Raw genomic sequence first — 17,437 nt, 5'->3', positions numbered from 1 at the left:
AAATTAAAATCAGATAGAATTCTGTTTATATTCCTGCAAAGCCCCTAACTTACGAATTCCTGGCCAAATCATTGCGGTAGCTATCACCACTACAATTGTGCCAATTCCACCACCCACAACGGAAATCACTGGGCCAAATAAAGCAGCAGTCAAGCCGGACTCAAAGCCCCCTAGTTCATTCGAGGCACTAATAAACACGCTGTTAATAGCAGCAACCCGACCACGCAAATGATCCGGTGTTCTGATTTGAACTAATGTATGGCGAATTACAACACTAATACTATCTAGTGCGCCACCAAGGATCAGCATCAACATAGATAGCCAAAAGGAACGAGAAAGTCCAAAGATAATTGTGACAACCCCAAAGCCAACCACTGACCACAATAAGGCTGGGCCTGCTTTGCGTAATGGTGGTAAATACGCCAGGGTAATCGCCATAGTCAAAGCACCGATGGAGTGAGCTGCTTGTAGATATCCCAACTCCACTGGCCCCACATGTAAAATATCTTTGGCAAAGATGGGTAACAATGCGATCGCACCACCCAACAATACTGCAAACATATCCAATGTAATCGCTGCTAAAATCAACTGATTTTGCCAAACAAATTTAGCACCAGCTGCAAGTGCTTTGAGTGAGATTGGTTCGGTTGAGCGAATACTTTTTTGCTCTTTGATCGCTAGGGTTAAAATAAAACACAGCAACGCTGCGATCGCTGCTAACACATACACTCCTGTAGCACTTCCTAATAGCGCAATCCCGAATCCTCCGAAGGCTGGGCCAATAACAGCAGCTAACTGAAAGCTACTACTATTCCAGGTGGCTGCATTCGTAAACGCACTAACAGGTATCAACTGCCACATCAGAGCATCACTGGCAGGTTTGAGGAATGCCCTAGCGACACCTGTTAATACCAAGCAGGCGTAAATTAGAAAAATTGCACCCTGAGTATAGGAAAGTACCCCTAAAGCTAGGGAACAGAGGGCTAGCAACATTACCGAGAGTAACATGGTCACTTTGCGATCGCGGCGATCAGCAACATCTCCGGCAATCAAGGTGAGAATAATCATCGGTAGGACTTGCGCCAGTCCCACACCACCTAAAGCGATCGCTGAGTTAGTCCGTTCATAGAGTTCCCAGCCAATCGCTACAGTTTGCATTTGCGACCCCACGAACAGCACCAGCCGTCCAATGGTAAATAGCCGATAGTCTCGAAACTTAAAGGCTGCAAAGGGATCGTGTTGTGCAACCTCTAAGTTATGGGGCTTTGAGTTCTGTTTTCTCGAAGACATTTTTTAGTAGAGTTAAGCCTTCTTCAATATTGGAAATTTGGTCTTCTGTAAGACCTTTGAGCAAGTCGGTAATATGAGCGCGAGTTTGATCTTGGGATTGTTTGAGATGGTGTTTTCCATCTTCAGTTAAATTGAGCAGCACCCGCCGTCGCTCTTGAGGATGAGCAATCCGTTTCACAAAGTCGCGTTGTACCAAACGTTCAATGGTTGCTGATGCCGTGGCAGAGGTGACACCTAAATGTTCTGCCAGATCAGATAATGAAGCACCAGGATTACGGTTGATAAATGCTAGCGATCGCAATTGAGGTATAGATAAAAAAGCGGCACTATGGGCACGCATATCCGCTCGGATAAACCGCATCACTAATGGAACTGTTTCCATTACTCTAGCGGCACATTCTTCGGAAGTTGCACCTTGATTAGGTTTATCCAAGGTCATGGGCTTGTTGTTCTCCTAGTTACATGGCCACCCGTGGATAAAGTTTTCCACCAATGATGGCCAAAATTATTAATGTTAATAAGAGAATTGTACAATCCAGACCAAAGCCATAGATGCTAGTGCCGTTTAACAGCATGGTGCTGCGTAAGCCGTCAACCTCATAAGTCAAGGGATTTAAATGGGAAATGAACTTTAACCAACCGGGCATCAACGAGATCGGATAGATGGCATTGCTAGCAAAAAATAACGGCATGGTTAACAATTGTCCAATACCCGTCATCCTTTCTCGGCTTTTCACCAAACAGCCAATAATTAATGAGAAAATACAAAAGGAACCTGCCCCCAGCATCACTAGCAGTAGTACTTGGAGAATAGCTAAAGGATGAAGATTTAGTTTGACACCTAATAAAAATGACAATCCGTAAATGAATACTACCTGAGATAAGCACCGCACGCCACAGGCTAGAGCTTTACCCAACACCATCGCTACACGGGGTGTGGGACTAGCTAAAAATTTATGTACAATCCCTAAATCTCGCTCCCATATTAGCGTCATTCCACCACTAAAAATTGCCACAAACAAAATACTCTGAGCCAATATGCCAGCAGAAATGAAGTCCAAATAGGGTAAGTTTCCTGTAGGAATCACGCGAGTCCGGGAGAAAACTTGCCCAAAGATCAAGAGCCATAATGCTGGTTGTACAGCTCGAACGATTAAATCAGTCGGATCGTGGCGGAGTTTACGCACTTCCAATTCTGCGATCGCCAGGGTTTTCGTAACTAGCTCTTTAATTGCAGAGATCAAATTTACTCGGACAGTGGGTGGTGCTTTAACCCAACCGTTGAGCAGTACGTCTGGTTCTTGCTGTGTCACGGTAGTTTACTCCTGATGTTAACTGGTCGCCTGTATAGTGAATAAAGACATCATCCAAAGTTGCATTTGGGTTATCTAAAGAAGCTTTTAAGTCGCTTGGTGTACCTGTAGTAACAACTTCACCTTGCTGCATAATCGCCACCCGGTTACACAAGCTATCGGCTTCTTCTAAAAAGTGGGTTGTTAAAAATATAGTTGTACCGTAATCAGCACACAGTTGTAGTACAAGCTGCCATACTTGAGTTCGAGCGATGGGATCTAGTCCGACAGTCGGTTCATCAAGAAACAGAATTTGGGGTTGATGTAGAACTGATATGCCAATTTCCAGCTTGCGGATCATCCCACCAGAGTAGTTTCGTACCAAGCGTTTCGCTGCATCTTGCAAACCCATGTATTCTAGAATTTCATAAATGCGGCGATCGCGTCCTTTAGCAGGTATTCCATACAGCTTGGCGAAGATTAAAAGATTTTCGTAACCCGTGAGGCTACCATCAGCAGAGAGCGCCTGGGGGACATAGCCGATAGCCCGTCTTACAGGATTAGATTGACGAGTCACGTCATAGCCAGCTAAGGTTGCTTTCCCTGCACTGATAGGTAGCAAGGTTGTCAACATTTTAATAACTGTACTTTTCCCTGCACCATTGGGGCCAAGCAATCCAAATACTTCGCCCTGTTCTACAGATATGCTCAGGTTATTAACTGCGGTTAACTTCCCAAAACGGCGTGTGAGTCCCTGAGTTTCCAAAATCAACGGTTTTGGTTCGCTAAAAGGTTGCGATCGATTTATTTTTCCCGTCAGTATTGTCACTATTTTGATGCACTAGTATTAATTAGTTAAACTAACTATTAGTTTCTCAATATAATTGTCTGAAGTCAATAGACTTCTGTCATAAATTTGAATCAGAGTAAAAGGAAACTCAGTATTTAAACCATCAGCAGGGTAAGCGTAGCCTTTTTGATCTACTGCTACAGCTAAAATCATTTTCCGTTTGCCAGTAAGTACCTTGCCAGCAGCTTGTGCTAATCCGTCGAAACCATACTCCAATGCGGATTGTTTTGTTCACTTGTTCTGAATTCATAGCCAATTTGTGGAGTTGAGTTGACAGCTTTTAGTATTTAGTGTCTTTCTTGATAGCTATAAAGGTTAATTACGCCGTATTTTTCTGTGTTCTGAGGCTGATAGATGCCTTTTTTATCAAAAAGTGGTTACGCACTTGTTCTAATAGTACTTTTAAGGTTATCTTGGGATATTCGTGTTGATTGGGATTGTCAGTGTAATAATTACGCTCAACCATGACTAATTACATAGAAGCTACGTGTTCACTATTAAATACATAAAGAAAAATTAAGAAGAGAAAGTCGTGCAGAACTGCTCATATTGTAATGTTCCAATTAATGAGGCGCATAACTTCTGTGTTAGTTGTGAGCAGCAAGTAAAGTGCCTAAATCTAGAATGTGGTGCTTATCTACTTAAAAATAAAAGTAAGTGCCTCAGTTGTGGAACTCTCCTGAATATACCTCAACCTAGTTCTGCTTCTATGAATAATTTTTCTCTGGAAGAAGAACAATCGGATAGCCATTATTCAAGGAAGGTCAGTTTATCTTTTACTGATACTTCAATTGATAAAGTTGCATCTGTTATGGGGGGTTACGTACCTTTAACTCAAGTGACAAATTCTCAGCGTGTTGTAACTCGCGAACAACAGCCTGTCTTACCTCCTTTTCAGAAACCACTAGAAGAAGGACAGTCCAGCTATGATAAGCCTTTGCAGGAAGGAATTATTAATACTACGGTTCAAAGTAATATTGAAACTCATGCCCCTTCAAATTATTTTGAAAAAGATGGACAGGGTGTTCTTATTTCAATTAACCCTGATTACAAGGGCAAGAACAAAAAGGCTCAACAACAAAGATTTAGTTTACTTTATGTTTGGGCTTATAACTTCCTTCACGAAGAACCAGTTCCTAATAAGGAACACTTGAATCAAGCTGCTAAAACAAATGGAGTATATGATCAAAATTATTCAACACATCTGAATGATATTGCAAGCCGTTTCTTTATTAAATCTGATGGAACTTTTAAAATTAATCCTAGTGGACGTACAGAAGTCAATAAAATTCTTGTAGAAATGCAAAACCAAGATATTATTGGTTTTGAGTATTCAAAGTCAACTAGGAAGAATTCTAGTCGAAGTTCTCGAATAACAAAAGAAGAAACTCAAAAAATCGAAGAGTGGCTTCAATTACCATCAAGGTTTGACAGCTTCGATGTACGAAAATTAGATACTGGCGTTAAGTATGCCCTTTTTGCCTTATACGACATTATCAAAGAATTAAAAACTCAAGACGCTGTGAAACCAGGATTAGCATACGAGTACCTCACCAAAAGATATCAAACTGTTTCAGTGAAAAAAGATAATTTTACGAAAGCCTTGACTAATACCAAAGACTACAGCAAATACTTTGGTCGTACTCATGAAAATTTATATTATCTTACATCTGAAGCTGAAAGTCTTGTCGAAGAATGGCTTAACGAAGATCCTGTTCAGTAATTATAGAAATTGTGAGTATTCAAAGATCCAATATTGAAACAGCTTTATCTTCTAAGCTGCCAAAAGATATTCTGATTGTATTGCTTAATGAGTATCAAAATATTAAACAAAACTTTTTTCTAAAAAAGTTTCGTCCGACTGAATTAAATGCTGCTCGTTTCAGTGAATGTATTCTACGTTTAATTGAATTTCTAGATACGGGTAGTTTTACACCATTTGGAAAACAATTAGATACTCAGAAAATAATCAATCGTGTTACTTCCAACACAAATTTACCAGAGGGTATCCGGTTTTTTATTCCTCAATTAACAAGAGTTATTCTTGATATTAGAAATAAAAGGAATGTTGCTCATGTGGGCGGGGAAGTAGATCCAAATTACTCTGATTCTCTACTTGTAGCACATTTAGCAGACTGGATTTTAATTGAACTTATACGTAATTATCATACTAATAGTATTGATGAAGTAAGAAAAATTGTTGCAAGCATTAACGAAACAAAAATACCTTTAATAACAGAAATTGATGGTTTTATACGAATTCAAAATACAAAACTAAATTCTGAAGACAAAACTTTAATTATTCTGTACTACAAACAGCCAGATAAAATTAGTGATTCAGATTTGACGAAATGGATTAGATATACAAATATAAGTAGATATAGAACGCAAATTTTGAAAGCATTAGATGATGAAGCACTTATCCATTATGAGAATCGTTTCTGTGTAATTCTCCCCAAAGGTATCGCCTGGATTGAAAAAAATATCAATCTAGAATTAATTGTGTAATTATTGTAGTGTTAAAGCAGGTTAGAGATCGCCTGCTGTAATGTAAACAGTCATGTCTAGTTTAGGTTACGCCTAAGCATATTACACGTATAGCTGAAAGCGCGATCGCATTAAAAATTATTGAAAAACTGAGCGTTATGAATACGAATTATATAAAATCTCTAGTTATCTTCAACATCTGGTTTCCACCAGGCTGTAATTCGTATTCAACCTTTTCAATATCTATCTTGTAACCTTTAGAAGTGTAATATTTTACTATTTCATCTAAATGTTGTGAATGTTTCCACATTAAAGTTATCATGGGAAATATTCTGACTTCTTTAGCAATACGCAGCATCTCACCTACTGAATTTAAGTGAAAATCGTAATCGAGATGATCTGAATATAAAAATAATAAATGCGAACAAAGAGCTATATCAAACTCCTGATTATCATAAGCTAATTTTGGCAATTCACCGACTGCGTATCTGTTGCTTTTTTTGCCAGTTTCATAATCAGACAGAAATTCTTGAATAACTTTGACTCGATTGTGCCGCAAATCATCCGGGGATTTATGATAGCTCCATACCCAATTATTTGATGTAGCCTTAACTTGATTGATGATGTTATCTACCACTTCATTAAATCTTTGCAATATTTCATCACTGGAAAATTGGTATAGTGGATCAACAGAAACTACACTTTTACCCTGACGTGTCAGTTCTGCATTAAAGCTTGCCGGGCCATCACCAATCCCAATAATTCTTTTATTTAAATCTGCATTTGTTAAATTGAATATTTTTATATATTCATCCATTGATCTCCCAAAAGGAACTACTTTATCTAGAACCATTGCCATATAATTTACCTGATCAATAGACTGATTACAGTGGATAATAGCATCAAAATGTTTTATTCACTGCGAGACGGCAATCATTCAGAAGCGCGTTAAGCTCTTTTACAACTGTCAAGGGATTTCTACCTCTAAACACAGCAGCGATCGCAGCTTCATAAGGATTTCTTCCTGTTCTTTTGACAGCATTTATTGCAGCTTGATTTGATAATCCTCTGACACTAACTAGCCAAGCTGCTAATACATGTCCAGTACGTCCAATTCCACCAGAACAATGTACAACAACTTTCTCATTTTGCTTTTCTGCTTCTATTAAGAAAGGAAGTATTTTCTCTGTGAGAGTTTCTAAGTCAGATAAATGGAAATCTGCAATTGGTGCCCAACAAACTAACTGATTCCCAAATTCCTGTTTGTATATACTTAGAAGATCAGAGTAATAAGCTAGCTGTTGTTCAGCAAGAAGACAGCAAACACGCCTGATATTTTGGCGCTTCATGAATTCTATCCAATCCTGAACATTCTTGTCAGTGTATGCAGGTCGCGCAGCACCAAAGACTATTTGCTCTTTCTCCCAAGCTGGGGCAAACTTGTACATATTTAACTGTCTAGAGTCGACGTTGTTAAATCTCACCAATGGCAGAAAACAGCGATCGCAGTGCCAACGCTTTCAGCGATCGCAGTCTAAAAATCCCTCTACACCAGATGTCAGCTAAGGTAACTATATCAAAGACCTAATACAATACCTACGTATACCCCACTATCTTGCTTTAGACTTATACTGCACTGCATCTAACCTACCTGAAGAATAATAAGGTAGATCGAATGCTAAGAATAAAGTTTTTCAATAAATTTTATATTTTTGTAAATTGCTTTGCTGGCTATACTACCTCTAATGCTTATTTTTAGGACTTTTGCAGCTTACTTGCCTAGCTCCAGTTGTTACCTTGACTAATCAATGAGGTTAAGAGAAACTAACTAAATACTGATGTATGTGCTTATAATATTAATAAGTTTTGTAAAGATTATGAGATATATATGTTGAAAGATGGAACATTAGTTAACAAATGGCAAGTTTGTATCTAATATTTAAGTAAAAATGTTCCTACGGCTATATTTATAGCCTTCTGCTAAGGCAGTACAATTCAAGCGTACTTATCCTGGTTGGCCAAAAGAATGGAGACATTAGAGTTCATAATCTATCCAGATGGTAGGGTACAAGAGAAAGTCACTGGCATTGTGGGTGCTTCTTGCGCTGAAGTTACAGCGGCAATAGAGGCACAGTTGGGGCAAGTACTTAATCATGAGCCAACCTCAGAATATTTCGCCGCGAAGGTGCAGCAATCTAATGTGGCGAATGCACACACCACTTACAGCGATTGGTAAGTTTTCACAGTAGTTTAGTGTTATTAATTCACAACCACCATGTCACACTTTAGCCAAATTAAGACTCAAATCCGTAACCTTGATTCTTTGAAAAATGCTTTGACTGAATTGGGCGTAGACTGGAAACCCGGCCCACGCGAAGTCCGTGGCTATCGCGGTCAAACCCATCCTGCAGAAGTTAGTATTGAGCAGGAAAATGGCTACGACATCGGTTTTAGATGGAATGGCAAAGAATATGAACTGGTGGCTGACTTGCAGTATTGGCAGCAAGATTTGTCTGTAGATGGATTTTTGCGCCAGGTAACACAGCGCTATGCTTATCAAACAGTCGTGAAAGAAACTGCTCGTGTTGGTTTTCAAGTCTCTGAACAACAAAAAAATGAAGATGGTTCAATTCGCCTGGTAGTACAGCGCTGGAGTGCGTAATGGCTGATTTTCTGCCGTCGCCGGAAGAACAAGAAGAGAACCGTTCCGGTTTGGAACCAGAATTAGGGGGTTTTTTACGGGATGCCCCAGAACGTTCTGGTTTGGAACCGGAATTGGGTGGTGTGCTACGCCAAAATGGTGTTTATGTTGACGAAATCACCTGTATTGGTTGCAAGCATTGCGCTCATGTTGCCCGTAACACCTTTTATATTGAACCAGATTACGGGCGATCGCGCGTAGTTCGGCAAGATGGGGACACTGAGGAAATTATCCAAGAAGCAATTGACACTTGTCCGGTTGATTGCATTCACTGGGTTGATTACACTGAACTGAAAAAGTTAGAAGATGAGCGCAAATATCAGGTAATTCCTTTAGTGGGTTATCCGGTAGAACAGGCAGTTGTTGCTAGCGAACGTCGTCGTAAAAAGCAAAAGTTAAAAACCAAAAAATCCCGTTATTAAGATAAAAACGTTAAATCAATATAATAAAGGACTGGTATATCCAGTCCTTTTGTTTTTCGTTATGTAGTTAATTTCTGATGCAAGGATAATTTGGAATTTTGAATTCCCTGTAAGGGCTAACTCCCTTTATTTTAAATTTAGAGGATCGTGTTGTGAAAGTAATTTTTCTACTTTTGCTTCATCTAACCTAGCGGTTAATCTTCTAGTTTCATGCAAGTCTCTAGTAGTTTTCGCCAAAGTAAAAGTTGAGCCAACAGAAAAAACCATACCCATACCCATAAAGCCTTTCACCCAGCCATTTACAGGTAAGTTTACAATGCCGAAGGTGGTCATAGAAATAGAAATCACAAAAGCTGCCCAAGTTTGAATAACCCAAGCTGCACTGTCTTTTTGGGTACCCATTGTTTGCATATTTCCTACCTTTGATATGACTTATTAATACCAATTCTTAATTCGTAATTAAGAAGTGTAAGATTTAATCTGGGTTTCCAGATTTTTATCTATAGTTTAGTTTTGAAGAATTGGTGTTAACAGTAATTATATTTATTGGTAGGTTTACTGGTATTAATAGTAAGACCAGTTTCATAACTGGACTTCAACAGATAAGCTCAAGAGCAATTGTAGTAAGTAGAAACTGGCACAAGATTTGTACCAGTTTTACAAGTGGCATTAAAAGGATGAGTTTACTTATTGATCTGGAAAGGTCTGTACCTTGCCATCAGGGCTGAGAACAACTCGAATTCTGACATTTTGTCCATTTTTATTGGCGGAAACAAAAGGTTTGCCAACTTCAGGCATCCCAGCGTTATCAACGAATTCTCTTGCTGCCTTATTAAGCGGAAAAATTCGTTCAATTGCGCCGTCAACACCAATTATCAAACTGTACTCTAATGTTTGTCCCAGTCCAGTAGGTGGTTGCCAACGCTTTGTTAGGTATTCTCTAGCTTCTGCTACTTGAGGTGTGTCAAATAATGTGCCAGTAGCTACTTCTCTAGATGTGGGGTTTTTACCTGCGTCCCCTAATTGATCGATAAATGGATTATTAGCAGCAGTTCTAGAGGAGGGAAGTTGTGAAGTAGGTTTCTCTCCAGCAGAAGATTGCTGTAAGGAACTGATTCTTTCGTCTAGCTGTTGTGAGGTTAATGGGGAGGGTTGGGTTGGGGTATTGACACGATTATTATTGGGTATGGTGTCAAGAGATGGAGGCAGGACTGGTGAGATATTAGTTGGTAAGCTACTGGCGTTAGAAGATAGTCTGGGTGGCAAATTCCGCAGTTGAGGGATAGCATTAGTTTTGGGACTTGACCCGGTTGGATTCTGTCCCAGATTTGGTAATATGGCAATTTCCTTGCCTGGGATTTTGCTAGATGGTGCAATCGCTCGATTACTAGGAAGGGTTGCAGTCGTCCCTTGAGGTATTGTCAATGTATTTGGTAGCGGTGGAGAGAAACTACTAGAACTAGGGGCTGTTAGAGGTGCTTGGGGTAAAGTGGATGTGGAAAGTGGAGCGGTAGAACCTAGCAAATTATTTGATGGAGAGGTTAGCCCAGGTTCAGGTGTGGGAAAGTTTAGTGAGGATGAAGGTTCTAGAGCAGTCTTTACTGCTGCTGAATCTGATTTTTTGGCTGTCTGCTGTTGCTTTTCTCTAATATTGTTAGCATATTGCCAAGTAACTGGTAAAAAACCTATACCTAATACTAAGACTGCGGCAACAGGTGCCCAAGCAGGAAACCTCAGAGTCGAACCTGTGCTATTGAGAGTTGGAAGTGCCATGACATCAGTTGAGTATTCATCTAAAGCACTTGCCAAATCGAATAGTTGCAGCAAACTGAGTTGAATTACGGGGCCAGATGAATAGTTGGCAAGAGAACCGAGAAATAGGTTGTGAGTTAAATAGCTGCTTGGTTCTAAGTGGATATTTGCCCCTGGAATCTGGGTACTAAAGGCATTTAATGTTTTTGTTGAAGACTTTAATTCCGGCTCATCCATTGCTGTGCTTGACTCTTGGGTACTGGAGAAACTGACCCAAAAGCTTTCTGGAGACTGTTGGAGAAATTGCTGTACATAGTTGGTGACAGCATCACATAAAGCTTCGAGTTGCTCGCGATCGCCCCGAATTGGAACTCTTTGTTCTTCTGGTAGTCGAGGATCGTCAAAACGTAGCTCAAAACTCAGATGTTTAAGAACAGTTTTCCCCATCCAACGAGACAGAGGTGAGCTTTGCGCGAATACTTCTAGCGTGCAAGTCGGTGGTGTGTAGCAACGAATAACTGAATTTGATAGAGGCATGACAGGAACTACGAAGAAGACTATATTGGGATTTTGCAAAAATTGAGCCAGTTGCTTGCAAAAAAAAGTTGGAACAGTGGATTCCTCCACTCAAAAATTTGTCATGTTCCTTCCGTTGTGCAAACTGGCGTGCAAGGAGGAAGCATTGCTGATAGTGCATTGTCCAAGAGCTAATGACCATCAATAGAGTTTCCTGACCTAGCAAACTTTTCAAAACGAATTTTGGTTGAGGAATTTCAAATCTAAAATTTAAAATTTTATTGAACGGTCTATAAGTGCTAGCCAGAGACGGCGATGCCCACCAGGAGCGCTGTAAAAAAGTAAATCTACAAGCAGTTTTAGGGCCAGGTTGGTTAGTAAATCCGTTGAGATTTCCTCGTCCTCTTCCATCCGCTCTTGGTATGTGTTGCAAAAAGCATCAATATAGTCTCCAAGTAAAGCAGCCTGGTGAGGTTCCCGGTTATTTTCTGCCATTTGTTCTAACAGACCGACAGCGCGGCGAATCAATTCCTGGTGCTGTTTGGCTAGATAGCAGATGATCAAAACAAGCGATCGCGCTTCTTCGACATCTAGCTTTTTTCGCCCTCCTTGACCTTTGCGTAGAGGATTTGATTGGCGCAATCGCCATAAAGCTACGCGGTCTGGCACTCTTGACTCTAAATTCAGATCGGTTGCCGCCGAAAGCATTGCCTCTGAACCAATCCCAGTTAAGGTTTCTAGCGCCAACAGCACCAAGTCTAATTGGGTTTTGATATTGTCCCATTGGACTGTGTTTGGGGCTGGAAGCTTGATTAAATCCTCCCACTGGGAATTTGGAGTGGCTGAGTTGGCGGCCGAGTGCATAACTTTTAGCATAGGTGATCGAGCTGATAGGTGATGTTGCTGTTACCCATTTTGAAACCAGACTCTTAAGAATCAAGCTTGGTTTCCCATAGCTATGAGCCAGAGGCTTCAGCTAGCTTTTTTGTATGTGGTAAACAGTAGGTATCTTTGTCCTACTCTAGATGAAAATTTATTTTCGACAAAGTAAAAAATTATCAATTCTAATTAAGGTTTACCCGACTTTCGCTGCTAGCTCCGTATCAGAGTATAAATAAACTATTGTTTTGAATGCTAACCGCTAGCGATCGCTAAGTAATTATGTAGAATACCTCCTAATTTGTTTACAGTTTTAAATTTTGAAATTTCTTGATATTTATTACTTTGTCTTAATGTATACATAATTACTCTACAAATATTTTACCTGTTTGCTCAAGGCACTTTTTGCTGCTGGACATTATCTGTGTGCAGCCTGTTATTTCAGTATAGGCTGGGCAACATCAGGACGATTGACGCCTCCATGAATAAAACTGATGACAAACTTAAAAATTTGATAAAGTCAGCGTTTGAAGATGTTGGGCGATTGATTTATTCCAACTTAGTTGGTACTATAACTCTAACTGCAAACCACGCACATATCAGAACTCATTTATAAAGTTGATGGGCAGAGGTAATACTTTAGATATTTACCAAAACCCATACTTCACTATCAGTTACAGATCGTTCACCCAGTAGGAATAGCAACGCAATAATATAACAACTATGAAAAAGCATTTTTTTGCCTTTTCACTGATAGCTTGTGCTATCGGTGTGACTTTGCCAACTCAGGCATTTGCAGTTAAGCTATACGGTGCCGGAAGTTTGCGCGATAGTCTCACAGAAGTAGCTGAATCTTTTAACGAAAAATATGGAATTCCAGTAGAAACGCGATTTGGCCCGTCAGGTTTAACACGAGAATTTATAGAACAAGAATTCTCCAAAACTGGAAAATCCGCAGATGTTTTTGCCAGTGCAGATATTGATAACCCTCAGACATTGTTTGAAGAAGATTTGAGTGAACCTGTAGTGAACTTCACTAGCAACCGCATGACTGCTGTTGTCAGATCGGGACTTGGTATCACATCAGATAATTTGTTGGACTTTTTGCTAAAACCCGACATCAAGTTGGGAACTTCGACGCCTATAGCAGATCCATCTGGTAACTATGCATGGGAGATATTTGACAAGTCCGATCGGGTTACACCTGGTAGCTCTAAAATTTTGAAGAATAAAGCTTTACAGTTAGTAGGTGGTAATCCTAATGCTCCTATAGTTCCTAACGGCAAAAATAATTTAGTCTACTTTCTAGAAGAAACAAAGCAGGCAGATATATTTTTAGCTTATTACACCAGTGGCAAGACTGCCCAAGCAACAGAAGGTGGTGAAAATCTGCAAATAGTAGAGCTACCCGACTATTTAGCAACGAAAGCTAATTATGGACTAACTACACTGAAAAATGCCGATCCTGATGGTGAAAAGTTGGCTGAATATATCCTGTCACAAAAAGGGCAAGAAATTTTAGCAAAGTATGGATTTAGCGCCCCCTCTACTTCTGTTCCCGAACATCAGGGTGCGGGTGGAATTTTACTGGCGGTAGGTGTAGCTTTTATCCTGAATAAAAAACAAGTATTGCTCAAAAAGTAATTAATCAAAATTGTTAACGGAGATGCAGAACAAGAGCGCCACAACCTTTTTGAGTAGCCATTTATGACAATTTTAACTAAATCGGGCTACTAATTTTCTGTCTTATCCACGCACGAAATGCTTTCATTGTCGCATTTCTGCCATTGCTTTTACTCTGCATCAAATATTCGGGAATCGCTTGGAAAATTGGGATATTGGGAAAAATAGAACTGGTATTTGATTCTATATATTTACCATTGAACAGCACGTTGATTTCCAACTTGCTTCCATTCCATCGCCACAGTTCCAGTACTCTCAAAGCTTGATAATTATTAAAACGAGTCCGGGAGGTAATATCAATTTCAATAGCTAAATCTGGAGGCGGGTCGGTTTCTAAATTGATTTTATCTTTGCCTCTAATTATAGCTTCATTTTGGATATAGAAACAATCATCGGGTTCTACCCCAGCATCCATATTTTCCTTATCAAAAGTCGTAGAACCCAAACTCCAAAATTCCAGATCGAGTTCTTCTAATAATACTTTTACCAAGTCACCAATAATAACTTTAGCGACTTCATGCTCTGGTAATGGAGCCATTATTTCCAACACCCCTTGACTGTAACCTATGCGAGAACTGCGATTGTCTCCCAATTCCGCTAAAATGCGTTTGTATGCCGACCAGGAGACATCTTTAATCAACAACTGATGACCTGCTCTAACAATTAGTTGATTGAGTTCAAGTAACATCACAAATTTCCTTCTCTTGATTAATGGCAATACGCTTGGTGTTAGTGATATTTTTCTCCTGAAGATCCCCCTAACACAATACGGTTTACTTAAGGTTTAAGTCTTTGTCAAAGTCAATAGCTAAAAGCTGCAATGAAAGGTAAAATCTTGGTCTTCATACTGTTTTTATTCTGTAACTTCTGCTTCATCCTAACTTTGGGTGATGAAATATAGCAGTTCTCGTTTGAATGCAATTGAGAACCGCTATAGTTACATTTATTGCTACTTATATTTTATATGAGCAACGGTAACACCACTGCCGCCATCTGCTTGTTCTGCTGGTTCGTAGTTGTTCACTCTGGAATGGTGTTGCAAAAAGGCGTGAACTCCTTGTCGTAGTTTACCAGTGCCATAGCCGTGAATAATCCAGACTGGGCCTGTAGCTTCCGAGATGGCTTTATCTAAAATGTATTCGGCATCAGCCACCCGTTTACCACGCAAATCGATGGTATTTTGGGAAGTCCGAATTTCTGGGACATTTTGCGGTGGTGGGGTTACTGCTGCTGGGGCTGGTTTGGATTTGACTACTGGTTCGGCTTTTTGACCATCTAGAGATTCTACGTCTTCCAACTTCACAGTCATCTTCATTAGCCCAAAGCGAACGCTTAACTCGCCATCTTCATCAGGGGTGGTGATTACTTCCGCTGTCTGTCCCAGTTTGGGAACGCGGATGCGATCGCCTATCTTGGGCATAAACCCGACTTTTGGTTTTGCTGGCGTTACTGGCTGATATTGCTGACCAATCTGATTTAAAGCATTAGTTGCTTGCTGGGCTTCTTGGGCTGTAGGCGTACCTTTCTGCAAACGGCGGATAACTTGGGCAATTTCACCTTTTGCTTGAGCGATCGCTTGTTGCACTGCTACTTCCTGTGAAGCCCGCAAACTGCTTTCCCTTTCCTCCAAACTTGCGGCTTTTGCAGATACTTCTTTATATAAACGTTCCGCTTGCTGCAACAAACTTTGGGCTTCCGCAGCTTTGGTTTCCTGGCGGCGGCGTTGTGCTTCTAACCCAGCAATCACCTGGTTAACTTCATCGGTGGCCTCTCCAACTTGGGTTTTTGCCTGTTGTACAACTTCTGGTTTTAATCCCAAGCGCAGGGCAATTGTCAGGGCGTTAGAACGTCCGGGGATGCCCCAGAGCAGACGGTAAGTAGGCGACAAAGTACTTTCGTCAAATTCTACAGAGGCATTTTCAAACCGATCGTCTTCATATTTCAGGGCTTTTAATTCGCCGAAGTGAGTGGTAGCGATCGCTAGCTGGGCATGGTTGGCGAGATATTGCAACAAGGCGATCGCTAAAGCACTACCTTCTACTGGATCGGTTCCAGCGCCGACTTCATCAAGCAATACGAGTGATTGGGGATTGGGTATTTCCTTATCCCCATTCCCTATTCCCAATTCCCCATTTCCCAATGCTTCCAAAATCCGACTAATTCGGCGGATGTGTCCAGAGAATGTGGATAAACTTTGCTGTAAGGATTGTTCATCGCCAATATCTGCCAGCACTTTATCAAACCAAGGTATTTCTACTGGTTCGCGGGCGGGGACAAATAAACCCACTTTGGCCATTAATGCTGCTAACCCCAAGGTTTTTAAGGTTACAGTTTTACCGCCAGTATTAGGCCCCGTAATCGTTACTACCCGAATTTGCGGACTGATCAGCAAATCTACAGGAACTACTGGTTGCCCTTGTTCGTGCTGTTGTTGCCACACTAACAGAGGATGTCGTAAGTTCCGCAAGGTAATGATTTCCCTATCTTTTCGCTGGATAAATCGCGGCGGATTCGCTCCTAGCCAGAAACTATATCGCGATCTAGCGGTTGCCAGATCCAAAGTGGTAGCGATCGCTAACAATCTCTCTAAATCTGGTTTGACTGCGGCTACTTGTTCTGTCAAAATGCGGCGAATCGTTTCTTCTTCGGCTTGTTCTCTTCTAATTATCTGCCGCAGTTGGTTGCCTAGAGGTACTACTGAATTCGGTTCCACATACAGGGTGGCACCGCTGGTAGAGGTATCGTGGACTATACCGGGGATGGCATCTTTTTGGGGTGCTTTTACGGGGATAACAAAGCGATCGCTCCGTTGTGTAATCAGCTGTTCTTGAACTGCGCCGGATTTTGCCTGTAAGATATTTTGCAGCTTTTGAGTAATTTGGCTGCGTAATCGCCGCAAATCTGTGCGAATTTCTCCCAGTTTTTGACTGGCGCGGTCAGTTACCTGGGCCCGTTCATCAATACAGCGGTGAATTTCCTGTTCTAGTTCGGGATAAGTCCGCAAATCGGCAACCAAATCAGTCAATATCGGCAAATTTTCTTGATTGTCGATAACACGGCGCAAATTTCTGGCACCAGCGAGGGTGGTGGCGATCGCTAACAGTTCTTCCCCTGCCAAAACTCCACTGCGTTCTGCTCGTTCTAGGGAATCGCCAATATCTTGGATTCCTTCAAATGACAGTCCTGTGGTCAGGCGACTTTCTAGTTGGTAGATTTCTTTGGTTTGCTCTAATAACTGTTCGCTTTGAGTCTGAGAATCAGGTATTTTCAGATGACGCGCAGCTGTCGCCCCCAGCTTAGTTGCCGCAAAGGTAGCAAGGTGCTGGCAAAGGCGATGCCATTCTAATAATTCTAAGGTTTCAGATTGGATCAAGGTTTCAACATCTAATCTGAAATTATGGTAACAATTCTAGCTCCTAGATGGGTAAACATTAAAGGAGAAAATTTTGCTTTAGTCAATAGTCAATCCATTTTGGATTTTAGTCTGATACCTGCACCGACACCTTAAGCCGACGCACCCTCCGGATCTAGGAACAGACTTTCAGATATAAAAGTTCATGTTGAA

The 17,437-nt window shown here is 40.8% G+C and carries 18 protein-coding genes; 6 read left to right on the top strand and 12 right to left on the bottom strand.

Annotated features, from left to right (window positions below; genetic code table 11):
- Positions 1-9: 9 nt before the first annotated feature.
- Genes V7K60_RS31640 through V7K60_RS35485 form a run of 5 tightly spaced genes read right to left on the bottom strand, consistent with a single transcriptional unit; the run spans position 10 to position 3,648 of the window.
- Positions 10-1,290: an MFS transporter gene (locus tag V7K60_RS31640; RefSeq protein WP_334931688.1), complete on the bottom strand. Its 1,281-nt coding sequence runs from the start codon at positions 1,288-1,290 to the stop codon at positions 10-12.
- Positions 1,256-1,729, bottom strand: coding sequence for a MarR family winged helix-turn-helix transcriptional regulator (locus V7K60_RS31635; protein ID WP_229493734.1), 474 nt, complete (start codon positions 1,727-1,729; stop codon positions 1,256-1,258). Before V7K60_RS31635 ends, V7K60_RS31640 begins: the two co-directional genes overlap by 35 nt.
- Before the next feature lie 19 nt (positions 1,730-1,748).
- Positions 1,749-2,603 carry an ABC transporter permease gene (locus tag V7K60_RS31630; RefSeq protein ID WP_334931686.1) on the bottom strand — a complete coding sequence of 285 codons (855 nt, stop codon included), beginning with the start codon at positions 2,601-2,603 and terminating at the stop codon, positions 1,749-1,751.
- Positions 2,560-3,411 (bottom strand): ABC transporter ATP-binding protein, encoded by an 852-nt coding sequence (locus V7K60_RS31625; protein ID WP_334931684.1) that lies wholly within the window; start codon positions 3,409-3,411, stop codon positions 2,560-2,562. The genes V7K60_RS31630 and V7K60_RS31625 overlap by 44 nt, the downstream gene beginning before the upstream one ends.
- Positions 3,412-3,429: 18 nt before the next feature.
- Complete coding sequence (locus tag V7K60_RS35485) at positions 3,430-3,648, bottom strand: hypothetical protein (protein WP_442944501.1); 219 nt, start codon at positions 3,646-3,648, stop codon at positions 3,430-3,432.
- 493 nt (positions 3,649-4,141) lie between these two features.
- Here V7K60_RS35485 and V7K60_RS31615 point away from each other — a divergent pair, with 493 nt between their 5' ends.
- A complete protein-coding gene (locus tag V7K60_RS31615; protein WP_334931683.1) occupies positions 4,142-5,155 on the top strand; it encodes a hypothetical protein in 1,014 nt (337 codons plus the stop codon).
- An 11-nt stretch (positions 5,156-5,166) separates the two neighbouring features.
- Complete coding sequence (locus V7K60_RS31610; RefSeq protein WP_334931681.1) at positions 5,167-5,940, top strand: hypothetical protein; 774 nt, start codon at positions 5,167-5,169, stop codon at positions 5,938-5,940.
- Positions 5,941-6,088: 148 nt separating this feature from the next.
- Here the strand turns inward: V7K60_RS31610 and V7K60_RS31605 are convergent, their stop codons facing one another.
- Positions 6,089-6,778 (bottom strand): SAM-dependent methyltransferase, encoded by a 690-nt coding sequence (locus tag V7K60_RS31605; protein ID WP_334931679.1) that lies wholly within the window; start codon positions 6,776-6,778, stop codon positions 6,089-6,091.
- Positions 6,779-6,821: 43 nt separating this feature from the next.
- Positions 6,822-7,367 (bottom strand): protein-tyrosine phosphatase family protein, encoded by a 546-nt coding sequence (locus V7K60_RS31600; RefSeq protein WP_334931677.1) that lies wholly within the window; start codon positions 7,365-7,367, stop codon positions 6,822-6,824.
- Positions 7,368-7,945: 578 nt separating this feature from the next.
- On the opposite strand from V7K60_RS31600, the gene V7K60_RS31595 reads away from it, so the two are divergent.
- The 3 genes from V7K60_RS31595 to V7K60_RS31585 are packed head-to-tail and all read left to right on the top strand — an operon-like array spanning position 7,946 to position 9,042.
- Positions 7,946-8,155 carry a DUF2997 domain-containing protein gene (locus V7K60_RS31595; protein ID WP_334931675.1) on the top strand — a complete coding sequence of 70 codons (210 nt, stop codon included), beginning with the start codon at positions 7,946-7,948 and terminating at the stop codon, positions 8,153-8,155.
- Positions 8,156-8,194: 39 nt separating this feature from the next.
- On the top strand, positions 8,195-8,581 hold the full coding sequence (locus tag V7K60_RS31590; protein ID WP_334931674.1) for a DUF1257 domain-containing protein: 387 nt from the start codon (positions 8,195-8,197) through the stop codon (positions 8,579-8,581).
- A complete protein-coding gene (locus V7K60_RS31585) occupies positions 8,581-9,042 on the top strand; it encodes a ferredoxin (RefSeq protein WP_334931672.1) in 462 nt (153 codons plus the stop codon). Before V7K60_RS31590 ends, V7K60_RS31585 begins: the two co-directional genes overlap by 1 nt.
- Positions 9,043-9,168: 126 nt before the next feature.
- On the opposite strand, the gene V7K60_RS31580 is transcribed toward V7K60_RS31585, so the two are convergent.
- The 3 genes from V7K60_RS31580 to V7K60_RS31570 all read right to left on the bottom strand — a co-directional run bounded on the left by V7K60_RS31580 (position 9,169) and on the right by V7K60_RS31570 (position 12,186).
- A complete protein-coding gene (locus tag V7K60_RS31580) occupies positions 9,169-9,453 on the bottom strand; it encodes a YiaA/YiaB family inner membrane protein (RefSeq protein ID WP_334931670.1) in 285 nt (94 codons plus the stop codon).
- Between the two features lie 276 nt (positions 9,454-9,729).
- Entirely contained in the window at positions 9,730-11,331 is a 1,602-nt protein-coding gene (locus V7K60_RS31575; protein ID WP_334931668.1) for a DUF4335 domain-containing protein, read from the bottom strand.
- A 249-nt stretch (positions 11,332-11,580) separates the two neighbouring features.
- Positions 11,581-12,186, bottom strand: a complete 606-nt coding sequence (locus V7K60_RS31570) for a DUF3038 domain-containing protein (protein ID WP_334931667.1) — start codon at positions 12,184-12,186, stop codon at positions 11,581-11,583.
- A gap of 726 nt (positions 12,187-12,912) precedes the next feature.
- Between V7K60_RS31570 and V7K60_RS31565 the strand changes: the two genes are divergently transcribed.
- The gene (locus tag V7K60_RS31565) at positions 12,913-13,833 is read left to right on the top strand and encodes a molybdate ABC transporter substrate-binding protein (RefSeq protein ID WP_334931665.1); all 921 of its coding nucleotides are present in this window, start codon (positions 12,913-12,915) and stop codon (positions 13,831-13,833) included.
- Positions 13,834-13,909: 76 nt separating this feature from the next.
- On the opposite strand, the gene V7K60_RS31560 is transcribed toward V7K60_RS31565, so the two are convergent.
- Complete coding sequence (locus tag V7K60_RS31560) at positions 13,910-14,560, bottom strand: Uma2 family endonuclease (protein ID WP_334931799.1); 651 nt, start codon at positions 14,558-14,560, stop codon at positions 13,910-13,912.
- Positions 14,561-14,821: 261 nt separating this feature from the next.
- Positions 14,822-17,245: an endonuclease MutS2 gene (locus tag V7K60_RS31555; RefSeq protein WP_334931663.1), complete on the bottom strand. Its 2,424-nt coding sequence runs from the start codon at positions 17,243-17,245 to the stop codon at positions 14,822-14,824.
- Between the last annotated feature and the right edge of the window lie 192 nt (positions 17,246-17,437).

Source organism: Nostoc sp., from assembly GCF_036917555.1.
Classification (GTDB): Bacteria; Cyanobacteriota; Cyanobacteriia; order Cyanobacteriales; family Nostocaceae; genus Nostoc.
Note: the sequence above shows the minus strand (reverse complement) of the source record. Positions and strands in the feature narration are given on the sequence as shown.